Below are 15933 nucleotides of genomic sequence, written 5' to 3' on the forward strand. Positions count from 1 at the left end.
TCACCGTTGGAGGTTGAATGTCTCAGGCCGAGTCCGAAGTGGGGTCGATCAGTGCCGTCGAGGAACTGCTCGCAATCGAGGAAATCAAGCGTGTGTTCGCCGCGCGCCTACGCTGCATGGACACCAAGCAGTGGCACGTCTACCCAACCCTGCACACCGCAGACGTCGTCAGCGAGACGTGGGGCGGACTCCCGACAGACAAGCAACCCAAGACCGGCGACACCTCGAACCAGGTAGTGGGCATCGACAAACTCACCGCGGCAATTCGGAACATGCTCGACGGCGAAATCCCCCTCACCACGGCGCACCACGCACACACTCCCGAAATCGTGCTGACCTCGCCCACCACCGCAACCGGCATCTGGGCGATGGAGGACATGCTGTGGTGGAACGACGGCGAGAAAGAACTGCACCTACACGGCTACGGCCACTACCACGAGAAATACCGCAAAGAAGACGGCAAGTGGCTGATCAGCTACCGAACCCTCACCCGGCTCCGTGTCGACCAGGACCCCGGATTCTTCCGATTCATGAAAGCGCTGTGACGAAGTGACCAACCCGCTGTTCCAACCGCTCCGCATCCGTTCGCTCGAACTGTCCAACCGCATAGTCATGTCGCCGATGACGCGCACGTACTCCATCGAGGGCGTGCCCGGCCGCGACGTTGCCGACTACTACCGCCGACGAGCTGAGGGCGGCACCGGACTGATCGTCACCGAAGGCGTCGCGATCGATCACGAGACTGCTGTCGACCACGCCAACGTCCCCAACCTCCACACTCCCGCTGCTCAGGCCGGATGGCGGAAGGTAGTCGACGACGTGCACGCTGCGGGCGGCAAGATCGTGCCTCAACTCTGGCACGTCGGACCTCTGTGGGGCGCGATGACGCAGATGGACCCCTCACTCAAGCCGATGCGCCCCTCTGGCGAATGGGGCCCGCTCGGCGTCACCTCGTACTCCGCTGCCTACGTCGAACGCGCACAGGCCAGCACCGAAGCGATGACCGAGCAGGACATCCAGGACGTCATCGACGCGTACGTCCGTAGCGCGAAGCACGCCGTCGAACTCGGCTTCGACGGCATCGCGATCCACGGCGGTCACGGCTACCTCCTCGATTCCTTCTTCTGGGAGGGCACCAACCAGCGCGACGACGCGTGGGGAGGCGACCTGGAGCGTCGTACCAGGTTCCCGGCCGCCGTCGTCGCCGCGATCCGCGCGGCCATCGGACCGGATCTGCCGATCATCTACCGTTTCTCACAGCACAAGCAGCAGGATTTCACCGCGAAGATCGCGGAAACCCCCGAAGAGTTGGGCGTCATCCTGGGCGCGCTGGTCGACGCCGGAGTCGACGTTCTCGACGCCAGCATCAGGCGTTTCGACGTGCCGGCCTTCGAAGGCAGCGATCTCTCGTTGGCGGGTTGGGCGAAGAAGCTGACCGGCGCCGTCACGATGGCCGTCGGCAGCGTCGGTATCGGAAAGTCGCTGCGGGACAGCCGCATCGAAGGCGTCGCACCTGTAGTCGACAACATCCCACAGCTCGAGGAGCGCATCGGCAGCGGAGAGTTCGATCTGATCGCGATCGGCCGTCTCCATCTCGCCGATCCTGCATTGGCAACTACCCTGCGCGCCGGTGGCCCGCTACCGGCGTTCGATCGAGCGGTGCATGAGGGCAGCTTGATCTAGGGGCTCCGCCCCTGTGCGCCTTTCTGGTAGTTCGCACTACCAAAAAGGCGCACAGGGCCGAAGGCCTTTATGTTCGACCCATGACTACTTTCAACGCCTGGGTCGCCCGCGACAGCGACGGCACCATCGACTTCGCCCCCGAAACCGTCGACGAATCCTTCCTCCCGGCAGGTGAGGTCACCATTCGCGTCGAGTATTCGAGCGTCAACTACAAGGACGCGCTCGCGGTCACGCCGAAAGGCGGGGTGGTTCGCGATTACCCGATCGTCCCCGGCATCGACGTCGCCGGCGAGGTCCTCGCCTCCGAGTCCGACGCATTCGCCCCGGGAGACAAGGTCGTCGCACATGGCTACGAGATCGGGACCGCCCGCAACGGCGGCTACGCCGAGATCGCCCGTTTGCCTGCCGAGTGGGTCGTGAAGCTCGACGGCATTTCCACCGCCGACGCTGCCGCGATCGGCACGGCAGGATTCACCGCAGCCATGAGCGTCCAAGCCATTCTGGCCAGCGGAGTGAAGCCCGCCGACGGTCCCGTCCTGGTGACGGGCGCGAGCGGCGGAGTCGGCACCGTCAGCGTCGACCTTCTGGCAAGCGCAGGCTTCGACGTGGTCGCCTCCAGCGGTAAGCCCGGCGCGGCAGACCTTCTGACGTCACTCGGTGCGTCTTCGGTGATCGGCCGGCTCCCCGAGGATCCCGACGCCAAGCCTCGCCCGCTCGGAAAATCTCAGTGGGCGGCGGCCGTCGACTGCGTCGGTGGAAAGACCCTCGCTCACGTTCTGAGCACGATCAACTACGGCGGTGTTGTCGCTGCCAGCGGATTGACCGGCGGCGCCGCGCTGCCTACGACCGTGCTGCCGTTCATTCTCCGCGGAGTCTCACTGCTGGGCATGGACTCGGTATTGATGCCGATCGAACCCCGTCGCGCGCTGTGGACCCGGCTGGGCTCCGACTTGGCCCCACGTCATCTGAAGGAGATCACGAACCTCGTTGCCGTCCGCGACGTCGTCTCGGTGATCGATCAGGTACGCGAAGGCAAGTACACCGGCCGGGCGCTGGTTCAGGTTGCCGACGGATTCTGAACCGCTCAGAAAAGTGTGAACAGATCTGCCGGTTCTTCGACCGTCGTGGACTTCTCCTTGTAAGGAGAGTTCACGGCGGTCGGTTCCTTCTTCACCGGGGCAGCAAGCGGCACCGATGCGATGTCCCCCGAGACGATGGCGCGTGCGGCTTCGCCGGCCAGCTTGTCTGCCATTTCGTTGTAGTGGTTGCCGACGTGCCCGCGCACCCAGCGAAAGCGCACCGGTCCGACACGATCGGTGATGGCTCGATCGATACTCTGCACCAGATCGAGGTTCTTGACCGCCCCGCCGCTCGCGGTCTTCCAGCCCTTGCGCTTCCAACTCGGCAGCCATTCCGACGCGCACTTGATGGCGTACTGCGAGTCGGATTCGATGAGCAGAGGATCAGCACCGGGATGGGCGACGACGGCCTCGAAGAGCGCACGCAACTCGGCAATCTGATTGGTACCGGACGCTTCTCCGCCGGACATGCTCGGACCCTCGTGATTGACCCACGCCCAGCCGATAGCCCCACCGGGGTTTCGCAGACAGGATCCGTCGGTGCTCACGATGATCATGGCTCGGACAATACGTTGCGCCACCGACACACGCCTTAACGGAGGATGGACGGTGGCGATACGCTGACCTCGATGACGCCGCTATCTCCGGTCGACGAAGTCACGGTGACTTCTCAGCGACCACTCGATGCCGCGCTGACGCTCAGCCCGCATCAGCGCGGACCCGGCGACCCCGCACATCGACGGTCAGCCGACGGAGCGATCTGGCGAGTTTCCCGCCAACTTTCGGGTCCTGTGACCTACCGCATCACCCAGTCGGATCGCCATACGGTCCGGGTACAGGCCTGGGGTCCCGGCGCCACGGAATTCCTGACCGGCGCCGAAGCGCTGCTCGGTCTCGACGACGAGGCCGAAGATTTTGCCCCCGAACATCCCAAGCTCGCCGAAGCTCATCGACGCTTCCCTCATCTGCGCATCGGCCGCACCGGCCGCGTCATGGAAGCTCTCGTTCCCGCGATCCTCGAGCAACGAGTCCACGGCATCGACGCATTTGCCGCGTGGCGCCGCCTGCTGACCAAGTTCGGGGAGCGCCCACCCGGCCCCGCGCCCGACGGAATGCGAGTTCCACTCACCGCGGACCAATGGCGTCGAATGCCGTCATGGGAATTCCATCGCGCGAACGTCGATCCAGCGAGGTCCAAGACGATCGTTCAGTGCGCTCGCGTCGCCGACCGCCTCGAGCAGGCATCCACGTTCCCCAGAACCGAGGCGACCAAACGGTTGCGAGCGGTACCCGGCGTCGGGATCTGGACTGCCGCCGAAGTGGCTCAGCGTGCATTCGGCGATTCCGATGCACTCTCGGTCGGCGACTACCACCTTTCTGCCGTCGTCGGGTGGTCACTGCTGGGTGAACCGATCGACGACGCCCAGATGGTGCAGTACCTCGCTCCCCTTCAACCGCATCGATACCGCGCCGTGAGGCTTCTGCAGGTCAGCGGGCAAGCCGTCAAACCCAAGTTCGGTCCGCGAACTGCCGTTGCCGACCACCGTTGGCACTGAGCATCAGGAGTTGGAAAATGTCGACCCGATACGCACACATCGCCTTCTCCCCCGCTGCGGTGGAGCGTCAGCGGTCGACCGGAAGTTTCACCGTGTACGGTTCGAAACTCGATCAGCCCGACGAAGGCCCGATGGAATTCGATTTCCGCGCGCAGGGATTCGTGAAATCCGTGGATTCCTTCTTCATGTCCACGGTGACGCCCGACGGTTGGCCGTACGTCCAACATCGCGGCGGCCCGCGCGGATTCCTGCATGTGTTGGGCCCGAATCGAATCGGATTCGCCGATCTCCCCGGCAATCAGCAATTCGTGACGCTCGGCAATCTGGAAGAGAACAATCGCACCTCGCTGTTCGTCATCGATTACCCGACGCGAACGAGATTGAAGATCTACGGGCGCGCGCAGGTGATCGAAGCGGACGAGGACCCTGCACTACTGCAACAGCTCTTGCAAGTCCCCGGCGGCACCATGACGGCAAAAGCCCAGCGTTCCATCGTCATCGACGTCGAAGCGTTCGACTGGAACTGCAGTCGAAACATCACGCCACGCTTCGACAAGGAGCGCATGGACGAATCCCTCGCTCTGGCACGCCAACCCCTGCAAGCCGAGGTAGATCGGCTTACTGCCGAGGTCGAAGAATTGCGTGCGCGGTTGTCGAAAAACGAATGAGACTAGGCGGTTTCAGGGCACTCGGAGTCGGGTAGCCACCAAACACGGCCCGTCGCGCGGAGACGACGGGTCCCGTTGTGCCCGAGGAGGTCCGCACGATCGATCCAGACGGTGGAGTTCTGGTTAACGAACTGCACCGCCACCATTCACGACTGGTTCCACACAGACAGATTGGCCGTCCCCATGAAACTGTCCCGAACTCTCACCATGTCCGTTCTCGTCGTCGCCGCAGTCGGCGCCGGAGCCGGCACCGCGGTCGCAGCGCCCCCGAATGCGGGCTTCGATCCGTCCCAACCCCTACTGACACCGACCGCAGAGTCGAACAGCCAGGCGGCGTTGATGCTCTTCCCCGGTAACGATCCGAAGCAGGCCGCGTTCGACACGATGGCCAACGAGGTCAATATCGGCTGGAACAACGGTGGTCTGCAGTCGACCCTGATCGGAGCCAACCTCGGCGTCGGAATCGGCTGCCTGTCGATCTTCCCGAACTTCATCGCCGGCTGCATCGTCGGTGGAGTCATCGGCACGGTTGCCGGAGTCGGCGCAGGAATCACCAACGGAAACCCGAACGCTGCGCCGGCCGTCGAGAAGTTCTTCGCGACTCCTTGAGTAGCGCTCAGCTGTGCGTGTGCCCGGGGGTGGGTGTCTCGTCGTGAAAATGTGTGGCGCCGATCGAATGCAGCAGCTGGTGAACGGTGTCGTCCGCCAGTTGGTATCGCATCGATCGGCCGTCGCGGGTCGCGCTCACCCACCCCTGGCTACGCAGTAGCCGCAGCGCATGTGAGACGGCTGTGCCGCTCATCCCCAGCGCCACGGACAAATCCGTGACGCAGATACCCGGTGCGTGATGAAGGCAGAGCAACAGACGCAGACGATTGGTGTCGGAGAGAAGCTCGAAGCGACCGGACCAACTGGTGACGTCCAAACCCTCGAGTGCGGCCCTGGCGCGACGAACATCCTCGACGCTCAGCGCGCCACTGGTGTCTGCTGCGCCTGCATTCGTCAACCGACTGCCTCCGTAGAACTTCCGATCCCCCGCCGCAAGTGTACCCAGAAGCGAACCTCGTCAGGCAGACTCCACCACGGCCGCCATACCCTGGCCACCGCCGATACACATGGTCAACAGCGCTTTTCCGCCGCCGCGTCGGCCGAGTTCGTGAAGCGCGGTTGTTGCCATACGCGCACCCGTCGCTCCCACGGGGTGCCCGAGCGAGATGCCGGAACCGTTGACGTTCAGGCGATCGAGGTCCTCGAATCCCCATTCCTTCACGACGCCGAGAACCTGGCACGCAAACGCCTCGTTCAGCTCGACCAGATCGAAATCGGCAAAGCCTGCCCCGGTGCGAGCAAACAGTTTCGAGACGGCGGCAACCGGCCCGAGGCCCATCAGCGCCGGTTCACAACCGGCCGCGGCCCAACTGTCGAGGAACCCGATGGGTTCCAGCCCCAGCTCGTCCAGACGATCCTCGGCGACCACCAACATCGCTGCCGCAGCGTCGTTCTGCTGGCTGGCGTTACCGGCGGTCACGACGCCTCCCTCGGTTACCGCACGCAGCCGTGCCAAGGTTTCGAGTGAGGTATCCGGACGGATCCCCTCGTCAGCACGAAACTGTGTGACGTTCCCTTTTCGATCCGTCAGTTCGACGGCGACGATTTCGGCATCGAAGCGGCCGGATTCTCTTGCCAGTGTTGCCTTTCGGTGGCTGTCGACGGCGAAGGTGTCCGACTCTTCCCGCGTGATCCCGCAGCGTGTCGCGACGTTCTCGGCCGTTTCGATCATTCCGCTGATCCGGCCGAAACGCCACTCGGGTTGCGAGCGCTCGCGGCCACGATCGAGGCGGTCGAACAGTTGCAGCCCACCGGATCTGGTGCCCCACCGCGCTCCGGTGGTGTAGTGCTCGATCCCGCTCATCGATTCGACGCCACCCGCGAGAACCACGTCGGCCGCACCCGTCTGGACCATCATGGCCGCGGTAACGATGGCCTGCAGACCCGTTCCACATCGGCGATCCGTCTGGAAGCCGGCTACCGAAATCGGCAACCCGGCCTCGAGCGCCGCCCACCTTCCGATGCACGGTGCCTCCGAATTGGCATACGACTGCCCCATCGCGACGTCGTCGATGCGGGACGGATCGATTCCGCTACGACGCACGGTCTCCTTGACGACGGTGGCAGCCAGACTTTCCGCAGGCACGTCACGAAGTGCCCCTCCGAAACGGCCCACCGCGGTTCTGACCGGCGCGACCAATGCTGCTCGTTTCACAACTGACCTCGAATCTCGTTCTGGAAGAATGGAAAAGGATTCAGGAGACCAACAGGCGCACGGTATCCGCTACCAGCGCAGGTTTACCCGCTCCTTCGATTTCGATCGTGTACCGCACGACTATCGTCGCGCCCTTCGCGGTGCGCTCGAAGGAAAGAATCTCCGCACCTGCCCGCACCGAAGAACCGACCTTGACCGGTTCGGGGAATCGCACCTTGTTGCTTCCGTAGTTCACGGTCATGGAGATTCCGTCGACACGCATCACCTGAGCGCCGAGCACCGGCAATAACGAAAGAGTCAGATAGCCGTGGGCGATGGTGCCGCCGTACGGACCCTGCGCTGCGCGCTCGGGATCCACGTGAATCCACTGGTGATCCTCGGTGGCGTCGGCGAACTTGTCGATCCGATCCTGTGTGACCGGGAACCACGCGCTGTAGCCCAAGTGCTCACCGACAGCCGTCTCTACTTCGTCGATTCCGTTGAAAATTCGCATAGTTCTCTCCTGAAAGGTGTTGAACAGCAAAGAAAAGTGCAGCGCTAATGTACGCCGCGGCGCAGCGTGACCCGATACGTGTACTGCTCCGGCAAGAAATAGCTCACCGACAACTCGTTGGCAACGCCCTGCGCGTTGGAGTACAAACGGTCCACCCGCAACATGGCGTGGCCGATTTCGCAATCGACGTCCCTGGCAACGTCCGCCGTGGCCGGGGACACCGTGATCGATTGTGCTGCTTCGACAATCGGACTGTCGATCAGCGGTTCCAGCAAGCCGATCACCGTATTGGCGCTCACCGCACCGGCCGCCATGGCGGGCAGGTCGATGATCTGCCGCGCGATCGCCTCCGGCAGATGCGCCGTCGTCTGCACGAACGGAACTCCCTCGTGTATCCGCCGGAAGACCACGGTGTACACGACGTCGGTGTCGAGCCGAAGCCGACTGGCCGCCTCGATGTCCACGCGCCGTTGCAGCGGTGACACAACTTCCATCGTCGTGTCCCGCGAAAGGTTCATGAGATCTTCGATGGATCCGAGATGACGGAGATAGCGGCCGCTGTTCTCGGTCACGAACGTTCCGCGCCCGGGTACTCGGTACACGATGCCCTCGGCAACCAGATCGTGAAAGGCTCGGCGGACCGTCTGCCGACTCACGCCGTGATGCTGCGCCAGTTCGGATTCGGTGGGCAGTTGAATGCCGTCGCGGTAGGTACCGGCAGAGATCTGCTGACGAAGCTCACGAGAGAGGCGTTGGTACGCCGGCTCCGTCTCTCTTTCCTTACCGCTCATAGCGACATGATCCTACTTGCTCACCGGTCCGTCACAGACCGCCGCGGGCAACCAGCTGCGAAACGATCACGTTGCGCTGAATTTCGTTGGTTCCCTCCCCGACGATCATCAGTGGTGCATCACGGAAATACCGCTCGACGTCGTACTCCGTCGAGTAGCCGTAACCGCCGTGGATGCGGACGGCGGACAAAGCGATTTCCATCGCCACCTCGGAGGCGTACAGCTTGGCCATGCCTGCCTCCATGTCGCACCGCTCGCCGCTGTCGTACATCTGCGCCGCGTGCCACGTCAGCTGCCGTGCGGCCGTCAGCTTCGTTGCCATGTCGGCGAGGTAATTGCCGATCGACTGGTGCTTCCAGATCGGCTGGCCGAAGCTCTCGCGCTGCTGCGCGTAGGCAAGTGAATCCTCGAGTGCGGCCGTGGCGACGCCCAGTGCGCGGCAAGCCACCTGGATACGGCCGGTCTCGAGCCCCTTCATCATCTGCCCGAAACCCTTTCCGGGAGTACCGCCCAGAATGGCCGACTCGGAGATGCGGTAATTGTCGAAGGACAGTTCACAACTCTCGACGCCCTTGTATCCGAGCTTCGGGAGGTCGCGGGAGACGGTCAGCCCTTCGCCGTGCTCGACGAGAACGATCGAGATGCCCGCATGACGAGGGCTTGCGCTTGGATCGGTCTTGCACAGCAAGGCGATCACGCCGGATCGGCGGGCATTGGTGATCCATGTCTTGGCGCCGTTGACGACCAGATCTGTGCCGTCGCTCTTGGCGTTGGTTGTCATGGCCTGCAGATCGGAACCTCCGCCGGGCTCGGTGAGGGCCATCGTTGCCCGGATCTCGCCGGTTGCCATTCGCGGCAGGTACTTCACCTTCTGTTCTTCGGTACCGAACAGCGAGATGAGCTTGGCGACCACAGTGTGCCCGCCCATCGCTCCCGCCAGGGACATCCATCCGCGCGACAGTTCTTGCGTCACCTGCGCATAACAGGGCATGGACACCGGCGATCCGCCGTACTCCTCGGGAATCGCGAGCCCGTAGATCCCGATCTGCTTCATCTGATCGATCCACTTCTCGGGATACTCGTTCGCGTGCTCCACCTCCTGGACCGTGGGCTTGACCTCTCGGTCGACGAACCGGCGCACGGTTTCGATCAGGAATGTCTCTTCGTCGTTGAGCTTGAGCATGAATCCGCCTCGACTTGAAATAAGTTTGTACGGCCATATTTCGATATTGTTCGCGCAATGTCAATACCGCGCCTTGACATCGATACGCAGCAACTGCCAGCATCGAGGCAGTTCGGTGCACATCAACGCCGTTCACGGCAGCTCATCCACTTCACAACTGGCCGTACATTTGATTTCCAGATCGAGGTAATCGACACACTATGGACGAGAACCACTACCGCGCCACCAGACGTCGCGCGTCCCTGGTCGCGCCGGGTTCTGACGAGCGCAAGGCACGCAAAGCACTCTTCTCGAACGCAGACGAGGTGATTCTCGACCTCGAAGATGCCGTCACTTCGGCGAACAAGGACCTGGCGCGAACCCTCGTGAGCACCTTGGTGCACGAGTTCGGTAGGGCGCGCACCATCTCGGTCCGAATCAACGGCCTGACCACACCATGGGCCCGCGACGACCTGATCGCCTGCGGCGCCCTCGGAGAATCGCTGACGAGCGTGATCGTCCCAAAGGTCGAGTCCGCCGACGAACTACTCGAGGCCGAGCACATCCTCTTCACTGCCGGTGGGCACCACACCACCCTGCAAGCCCTGATCGAAACTCCGCTCGGCGTCCAGAATGCCGACTCCATCGCCCGCGCGACTCCTCGTCTCCAAGCCGCGATCATCGGATACGCCGATCTCGGTGCAGCGCTCGGCCGTTCACGCTCGCCACTGCCTGAACAATGGCTTGCCGTCCAGGACAGAATCCTGATCGCCTGCCGCGCAGCCGGCGTCGCAGCCATCGACGGGCCCTTTCTCGGCATCACCGACGACGACGCTTTCCGCCGCGCCGCGCACTGGACCAGCGCTCTCGGGTTCGACGGCAAATGGGTCATCCACCCGGCGCAGATCGACTCGGCCACTACCGCATTCACTCCTTCGGACGACGCCGTCAATGACGCCCGACGGGTACTGACCGCACTCGAAGAAGCCGAAACCCTGGGTTCGGGTGCCGCCCAACTCGACGGCCAGATGCTCGACGAAGCTGTGGCCGTGGCAGCGCGTCGTACGCTTGCCCGAGCCGAAGGAGTCACCGTATGAGCGAGCACTACGTGGGAGGCCCGTACTTCGACGAGCTCACCCATGGTCAGATCTTCGACGAAGCCCCCGCGGTGACGTTGACCAGTGGACTCGCCGCCTCCCATCAGGCGATCCTCGGTGACCGCATGCGCTTGCCTCTCGACGCACATCTGTCGTCGAGCGTCACGGGTTCCGCTGCACCAGTGGCAAATCCAGGACTGGTCACCGACATCGCCATCGGTCAGTCAACCGTGGTCACACACCACGTCAAGGCAAACCTCTTCTACCGTGGACTGCGATTCCACCGTTTCCCGGTACTCGGTGACACCCTGTACACGCGCACCGAGGTTGTCGGTCTACGCGAGAACTCGGCCAAGCCGGGACGCGGCGCCACCGGACTTGCCGCGCTACGGATGACGTCTGCTGATCAGAACGGCAACACGGTCCTCGACTTCTACCGCTGCGCCATGCTCCCCCTGAGCCCCGACCCGATCGAGGCGAGAACTCGCCACGCCGACGACCTCGGGGCGATCGGTCCGTCCGAACCGGCTCCGTACGTATCACCTGACGGTTGGGACCTCGACACGTATCGAGAGCGGGTACCCGGCAGGCACTTCGATTCCGATTTGGTGGGCTCCGTCTTCCACAGCAGCGGCGACGTCGTCTCCAGCGCACCCGAACTTGCCCGGCTGAGCTTGAACATCGCAGCGACGCACCACGACGATCGCGTCGGCGCCCACGGTCGCCTCGTCTACGGCGGCCACACCATCGGGATCGCACTCGCCCAGGCGACTCGCGCTCTGCCCAACGTGGTGACGGTTCTCGGGTGGCACTCGTGCGATCACACCGGACCCGTTCACGAGGGCGATACCCTCACGAGCGAACTGCACGTCGAAAACTCGTCGCCCCTCGAACACGGAACCGCAGTGCAACTGCGTTCGCTCGTGTTCTCCCACAATGCTTCTGCAACACAAACTCCGGTTCTCGACTGGCGTTTCACCGTGTTGATGGCATGAGCACACACTCTTCTATCACGGAGGACCACACATGACTCAGAGCCCAGGCCCGCTGTCCGGGCTTCGCATCGTCGAGGTCTCGAGCTTTGTCGCCGCGCCGCTGTGCGGACTGACGCTCTCCCAACTCGGCGCCGAGGTGATCCGGATCGACCCGATCGGAGGTGCCTCCGATTACAACCGCTGGCCCGTCACAGACAAGGGCGAGAGCATCTACTGGACCGGACTCAACAAAGGCAAACGGTCATTGTCAGTGGACATGCGCGCCGAACGCGGCCAAGAACTGATTCGCCGACTGGTCACGGCGCCGGGACCTGGCGGCGGAATCCTGGTCACCAACGCCGGCGGCCGTAAGTGGATGAGCCACGACTCCCTGGCCCAGTTGCGTAGCGACGTCATCACCCTCGAGATCCTCGGACGCCGCGACGGCAGCCCCGGAGTCGACTACACGGTCAACGCCGCCTTGGGATTTCCACAGATCACCGGCCCCGCCGACTACGCCGGAGTTGTCAACCACGCACTGCCCGCCTGGGACGTCGCATGCGGGCTCTACGCCGCCCTGTCGATCACTGCCGCAGTGCGCCAACGTGACTCGACCGGACATGGATCTCGGATCACGCTCCCACTCGAAGACGTCGCATTGGCCACCGCGGGAACCCTCGGTTACCTCACCGAAGTACAAGTGAACGGTCGCAGTCGCGAGTCCGGCGGAAACGCCGTCTACGGCACGTACGGAATCGATTTCGTCTCCAGCGACAACGATCGGTTCATGATCGTTGCACTCACTACCCGCCATTTCCGCGACCTTGCGTCGGTCACCGGCACCACGGCGGCTGTCGACGCTGTCGAAGCTGCACTCGGAGCCGACTTCTCCACCGAAGCGGATCGCTACCGTCATCGAGAGGTACTCACTGCTCTGTTCTCACATTGGTTCCGGGAACACAGCGGCGCCGAGATCGCTGCAGCGCTGGACACATCGTCGGTTCTGTTCGAGAGGTACCGCAGTTTCGAGGAAGTGGTGAAATCTGGCGAACTGGAGAACAACCCGATGTTCTCCGCACTCGATCAACCTCGAATCGGAAGCTACCTGGCTGCCGCCAATCCTGCCTCGTTCGACGGCGCACACCTGGGTACCGGACCCGCCTCCGAGGTCGGCGGCGATTCGATCGCGGTGCTCGCCGACATCCTCGGAACCAACGCCGATCACGCATCGACGCTGATCGCGGACGGCGTGGTCGGGGTTCCGGCGAACTGACCTACCCGGAAGATGTTTTCGGCCTCGGAACATTTGTTCCGAGGCCGAAAACATGTCGAGAGTGCGTCAGAGACCAAGATCCTTCGCGATGATGGTCTTCATGACTTCACTTGTGCCACCGTAGATTCGTGTGACACGCGTGTCTGCGTAAAGACGCGCGATGGGATACTCGGTGATGTAGCCGTACCCGCCGTGCAATTGGAGGCACTTGTCGATCACTCGACCTGCCGCCTCGGTGCAGAACAGTTTCGCCTTCGCTGCGTCGGGAATCGTCAGAGTGCCGCGGTCATGACATTCGAGTGCGTTGTCGGACACCAGCTGGATGGCATCAACCTCGGTAGCGCATTCGGCCAGAACGAATTTGGTGTTCTGGAAGGCCGCGACCGGCTTGCCGAACACCTTGCGGTCCTTGACGTAGTCGATGGCAAAGCGAAGCGCTGCACTGGCAGTGGCGGCCGCTCCGAACGCGATGGTCAACCGCTCCTGAGCCAGGTTGTGGGTCAGATAGCTGAAGCCGTCGCCCTCTTCTCCGAGTCGGTCCTCGACGGGCACCTTGACGTCGACAAACGAAAGCTCCGCAGTGTCGGAGGTCTTGAGCCCGATCTTGTTGATCTTGCGCCCCACCGAGTATCCGGGCGACGACGTATCGATCACCAGAATCGACAACCCCGTGCGCCGGTTCTCCGCTGTGCTGGGCGCGGTACGGCACACCACCAGGACGCGGTCGGCAAGTACTCCACCGGTGATGAACGTCTTGGAACCATTGACCACGTAGTGCGTACCGTCCTCCGACAGCTTGGCCGTGGTCGCGATGTTCGCCAGATCCGATCCTGTTCCCGGTTCGGTCATCGCAATCGCGAACATCAGATCTCCGGAAGCGAAGCCCGGCAACCAGCGGCTCTTCTGTTCTTCGTTCGCGTACTCGAGCAGGTAGGGCAGGATCAGGTTCGTATGCACCGACTGCGAGCCGAACGACGCCCCGGCGGCAGCAACTTCCTCGGCGACGACGACGTTGAACTTGAGCGACTTCTCGCCGCCTCCGCCGTATTCCTCCGGCACCTGAATTCCGAGTACGCCCAGCTCTCCGAGTCGTCGGTAGAAGTCACGGGGCGGGTGACCGTCCTCTTCCCACTTCTCGTGGACCGGGGTTACTTCCTTCGCGATGAAATCGCGAACGGTTGCCCGGAATGCCTCGTGATCCTCGTTGAACACGGTGCGCTGCATGTATGAACTCCAGTCGGTCAAGGGGACAGGGTGATCCTGATCTCACCTTGCCTCAATGTTCCGCATTCGATCCAACACTCATCGGCTATGCGTCCGATAGGGCGTACCAATATGGCCTGACCTGCGATACATAGGCAACCGCTATCGTTCCGATCATCGACGCGACATTGCTCAAAGTGATCCAGAACACGTTGAATGAGTCAGCCGGCAAACACACCACCATCGATCGCTTCGAGGCCGCGCTTCGAGCACGATCGCATCCGCCCACCAGTCTCGAAGGGACGCCACGTGACCCCCATCGCGCCACAGCGTAACGACGTCCAGCCCGAAGCAACAGCAACGCCAGATTCGTCAGCAGTTCCCGTCTTCGGTACCCGCAAGCGTGCGTGGACGATGACCGGGCTCGTCGTTTTCCTCTACATCGTCAACTACGCGGACAAGGCAGTCCTCGGAATCATCGCTCAGCCCCTCGCTCGTGAGCTCGGACTGAAGTCTTCGCAAATCGGCATGGTCGGCTCGCTCTTCTTCCTGATGTTCTGCATCGGTGGATTCCTCGCCGGACCGCTCAACAAGTACCTGACCCTGCGTTGGGCGCTGTTGATCCTGGCCGCAATCTGGTCCGTGGTCATGCTCCCCCTCGTTCTCGGCGCCAGCCTCGCGATGTTGATCGTCTCGCGCATGCTCCTCGGATTTGCCGAAGGCCCCAGTTCGGCGCTGATGCACACCGCGGCGTACTCGTGGCACCCGCCGGCCAAGCGCGGCCTTCCCGGCGCAATGCTCGCCGGATCCGCCTCTGTCGCAAAGATCGCCCTCGCGCCGGTACTGACCTTCATCGCCGTTCATTACGGCTGGCGCGCAGCAGTTCTCTCGCTCTCCGTTCTCGGTCTCGTGTGGATGGGTTGCTGGCTGGCCGGTTGGTCCGAGGGCCCGTACACGAGCAAGGCCGTCAAGGCGACCAAGACTGCAGATACAGAAGCAACCGAGGCAGCCGGGACAGCCACGAAGGCGGTCACCGAGCCCAATGTTCCGTGGCGCAAGATCCTGCTCTCCCGCACCTTCGTCAGCTGCTGCTTCCTCATCGCGACCATCTACGCGCTGACCACCGTCGTTCTCACCTGGTTGCCGTCGTACTTCGAGGTCGGCCTCGGATACAGTGCGATGCAAGCCGGTTCGATGTTCGCGCTGCCCTCGATCGTCGGTCTCGTCCTCATGATCACCTCCGGTTCCGTCACGGACAAGTTGATCGGCCGCGGCTTCACCTCTCGTACGGTTCGCGTCATCGTTCCCTGTGTCGGCGTTCTGATCTGCGGATCGATTCTCCTGTTCCTGCCACAGATCTCCACCCCCATCGTCGCTGTCGCCATGGTCTCGATCGGCTACGGGTTCTCGGCAATCACCTTCCCGCTCATCAACGCTGCGATCTCGGAGCTGTGCCCGCCGCAGCAGACTGCCGGAACGATGGGATTCTTCCTCGCCATCATGTCGATCGGTGGCCTGATTGCTCCTTACGCAACGGGAGTCATCGTGGACAACGCTGCAACCCCGGCCGACGGTTACGCCCAGTCCTTCCAGGCAATCGGCGTCATCGGAGTGATCGCCGCGGTTCTGGTCCTCGTCTTCGCCAATCCCGAGCGCGATCGCAAGCTCATCCGAGGCTGAGTACTCCACGT

At 62.9% G+C, this 15933-nt stretch carries 17 protein-coding genes; 10 read left to right on the forward strand and 7 right to left on the reverse strand.

The features are described 5' to 3' along the window. Positions 1 to 17 precede the first annotated feature (17 nt). The 3 genes from ACVZUB_RS25490 (at position 18) to ACVZUB_RS25500 (ending at position 2762) form a co-directional block, all read left to right on the forward strand. A complete protein-coding gene (locus tag ACVZUB_RS25490) occupies positions 18 to 545 on the forward strand; it encodes a nuclear transport factor 2 family protein (RefSeq protein ID WP_050654616.1) in 528 nt (175 codons plus the stop codon). Between the two features lie 4 nt (positions 546 to 549). Beyond that, entirely contained in the window at positions 550 to 1683 is a 1134-nt protein-coding gene (locus tag ACVZUB_RS25495; protein WP_003940612.1) for an oxidoreductase, read from the forward strand. 80 nt (positions 1684 to 1763) lie between these two features. Further along, positions 1764 to 2762, forward strand: a complete 999-nt coding sequence (locus ACVZUB_RS25500; RefSeq protein ID WP_482627872.1) for an MDR family oxidoreductase — start codon at positions 1764 to 1766, stop codon at positions 2760 to 2762. 5 nt (positions 2763 to 2767) lie between these two features. Here the strand turns inward: ACVZUB_RS25500 and ACVZUB_RS25505 are convergent, their stop codons facing one another. After that, a complete protein-coding gene (locus tag ACVZUB_RS25505) occupies positions 2768 to 3319 on the reverse strand; it encodes a ribonuclease H family protein (protein WP_436382908.1) in 552 nt (183 codons plus the stop codon). Positions 3320 to 3364: 45 nt separating this feature from the next. Between ACVZUB_RS25505 and ACVZUB_RS25510 the strand changes: the two genes are divergently transcribed. The 3 genes from ACVZUB_RS25510 to ACVZUB_RS25520 all read left to right on the forward strand — a co-directional run bounded on the left by ACVZUB_RS25510 (position 3365) and on the right by ACVZUB_RS25520 (position 5595). Further along, a complete protein-coding gene (locus ACVZUB_RS25510; protein ID WP_042448519.1) occupies positions 3365 to 4318 on the forward strand; it encodes a DNA-3-methyladenine glycosylase family protein in 954 nt (317 codons plus the stop codon). Positions 4319 to 4335: 17 nt separating this feature from the next. After that, on the forward strand, positions 4336 to 4986 hold the full coding sequence (locus ACVZUB_RS25515) for a pyridoxamine 5'-phosphate oxidase family protein (protein ID WP_007729471.1): 651 nt from the start codon (positions 4336 to 4338) through the stop codon (positions 4984 to 4986). Positions 4987 to 5097: 111 nt separating this feature from the next. Continuing rightward, positions 5098 to 5595 carry a hypothetical protein gene (locus ACVZUB_RS25520; RefSeq protein WP_003940625.1) on the forward strand — a complete coding sequence of 166 codons (498 nt, stop codon included), beginning with the start codon at positions 5098 to 5100 and terminating at the stop codon, positions 5593 to 5595. A 7-nt stretch (positions 5596 to 5602) separates the two neighbouring features. Here the strand turns inward: ACVZUB_RS25520 and ACVZUB_RS25525 are convergent, their stop codons facing one another. Genes ACVZUB_RS25525 through ACVZUB_RS25545 form a run of 5 tightly spaced genes read right to left on the reverse strand, consistent with a single transcriptional unit; the run spans position 5603 to position 9716 of the window. Next, positions 5603 to 5992 (reverse strand): ArsR/SmtB family transcription factor, encoded by a 390-nt coding sequence (locus ACVZUB_RS25525; protein WP_003940184.1) that lies wholly within the window; start codon positions 5990 to 5992, stop codon positions 5603 to 5605. A gap of 60 nt (positions 5993 to 6052) precedes the next feature. Then, positions 6053 to 7249, reverse strand: coding sequence for an acetyl-CoA C-acetyltransferase (locus tag ACVZUB_RS25530; protein WP_003939885.1), 1197 nt, complete (start codon positions 7247 to 7249; stop codon positions 6053 to 6055). Between the two features lie 40 nt (positions 7250 to 7289). Further along, a complete protein-coding gene (locus ACVZUB_RS25535) occupies positions 7290 to 7742 on the reverse strand; it encodes a MaoC family dehydratase (RefSeq protein WP_003940415.1) in 453 nt (150 codons plus the stop codon). 44 nt (positions 7743 to 7786) lie between these two features. Then, a complete protein-coding gene (locus ACVZUB_RS25540; protein ID WP_193594922.1) occupies positions 7787 to 8533 on the reverse strand; it encodes a GntR family transcriptional regulator in 747 nt (248 codons plus the stop codon). 31 nt (positions 8534 to 8564) lie between these two features. Continuing rightward, the gene (locus ACVZUB_RS25545) at positions 8565 to 9716 is read right to left on the reverse strand and encodes an acyl-CoA dehydrogenase family protein (protein WP_003940468.1); all 1152 of its coding nucleotides are present in this window, start codon (positions 9714 to 9716) and stop codon (positions 8565 to 8567) included. Between the two features lie 200 nt (positions 9717 to 9916). Here ACVZUB_RS25545 and ACVZUB_RS25550 point away from each other — a divergent pair, with 200 nt between their 5' ends. Genes ACVZUB_RS25550 through ACVZUB_RS25560 form a run of 3 tightly spaced genes read left to right on the forward strand, consistent with a single transcriptional unit; the run spans position 9917 to position 13039 of the window. Continuing rightward, on the forward strand, positions 9917 to 10792 hold the full coding sequence (locus ACVZUB_RS25550) for an HpcH/HpaI aldolase/citrate lyase family protein (protein WP_482627873.1): 876 nt from the start codon (positions 9917 to 9919) through the stop codon (positions 10790 to 10792). After that, positions 10789 to 11787: a MaoC family dehydratase gene (locus ACVZUB_RS25555; RefSeq protein WP_287981050.1), complete on the forward strand. Its 999-nt coding sequence runs from the start codon at positions 10789 to 10791 to the stop codon at positions 11785 to 11787. Before ACVZUB_RS25550 ends, ACVZUB_RS25555 begins: the two co-directional genes overlap by 4 nt. 31 nt (positions 11788 to 11818) lie before the next feature. Continuing rightward, the gene (locus ACVZUB_RS25560) at positions 11819 to 13039 is read left to right on the forward strand and encodes a CoA transferase (RefSeq protein WP_064074256.1); all 1221 of its coding nucleotides are present in this window, start codon (positions 11819 to 11821) and stop codon (positions 13037 to 13039) included. 66 nt (positions 13040 to 13105) lie between these two features. Here the strand turns inward: ACVZUB_RS25560 and ACVZUB_RS25565 are convergent, their stop codons facing one another. Next, entirely contained in the window at positions 13106 to 14263 is a 1158-nt protein-coding gene (locus ACVZUB_RS25565) for an acyl-CoA dehydrogenase family protein (RefSeq protein ID WP_003940617.1), read from the reverse strand. Positions 14264 to 14458: 195 nt separating this feature from the next. On the opposite strand from ACVZUB_RS25565, the gene ACVZUB_RS25570 reads away from it, so the two are divergent. Then, the gene (locus tag ACVZUB_RS25570) at positions 14459 to 15922 is read left to right on the forward strand and encodes an MFS transporter (RefSeq protein WP_174519483.1); all 1464 of its coding nucleotides are present in this window, start codon (positions 14459 to 14461) and stop codon (positions 15920 to 15922) included. The last annotated feature ends 11 nt before the right edge of the window (positions 15923 to 15933 follow it).

Source organism: Rhodococcus sp. OS5, assembly GCF_056837585.1.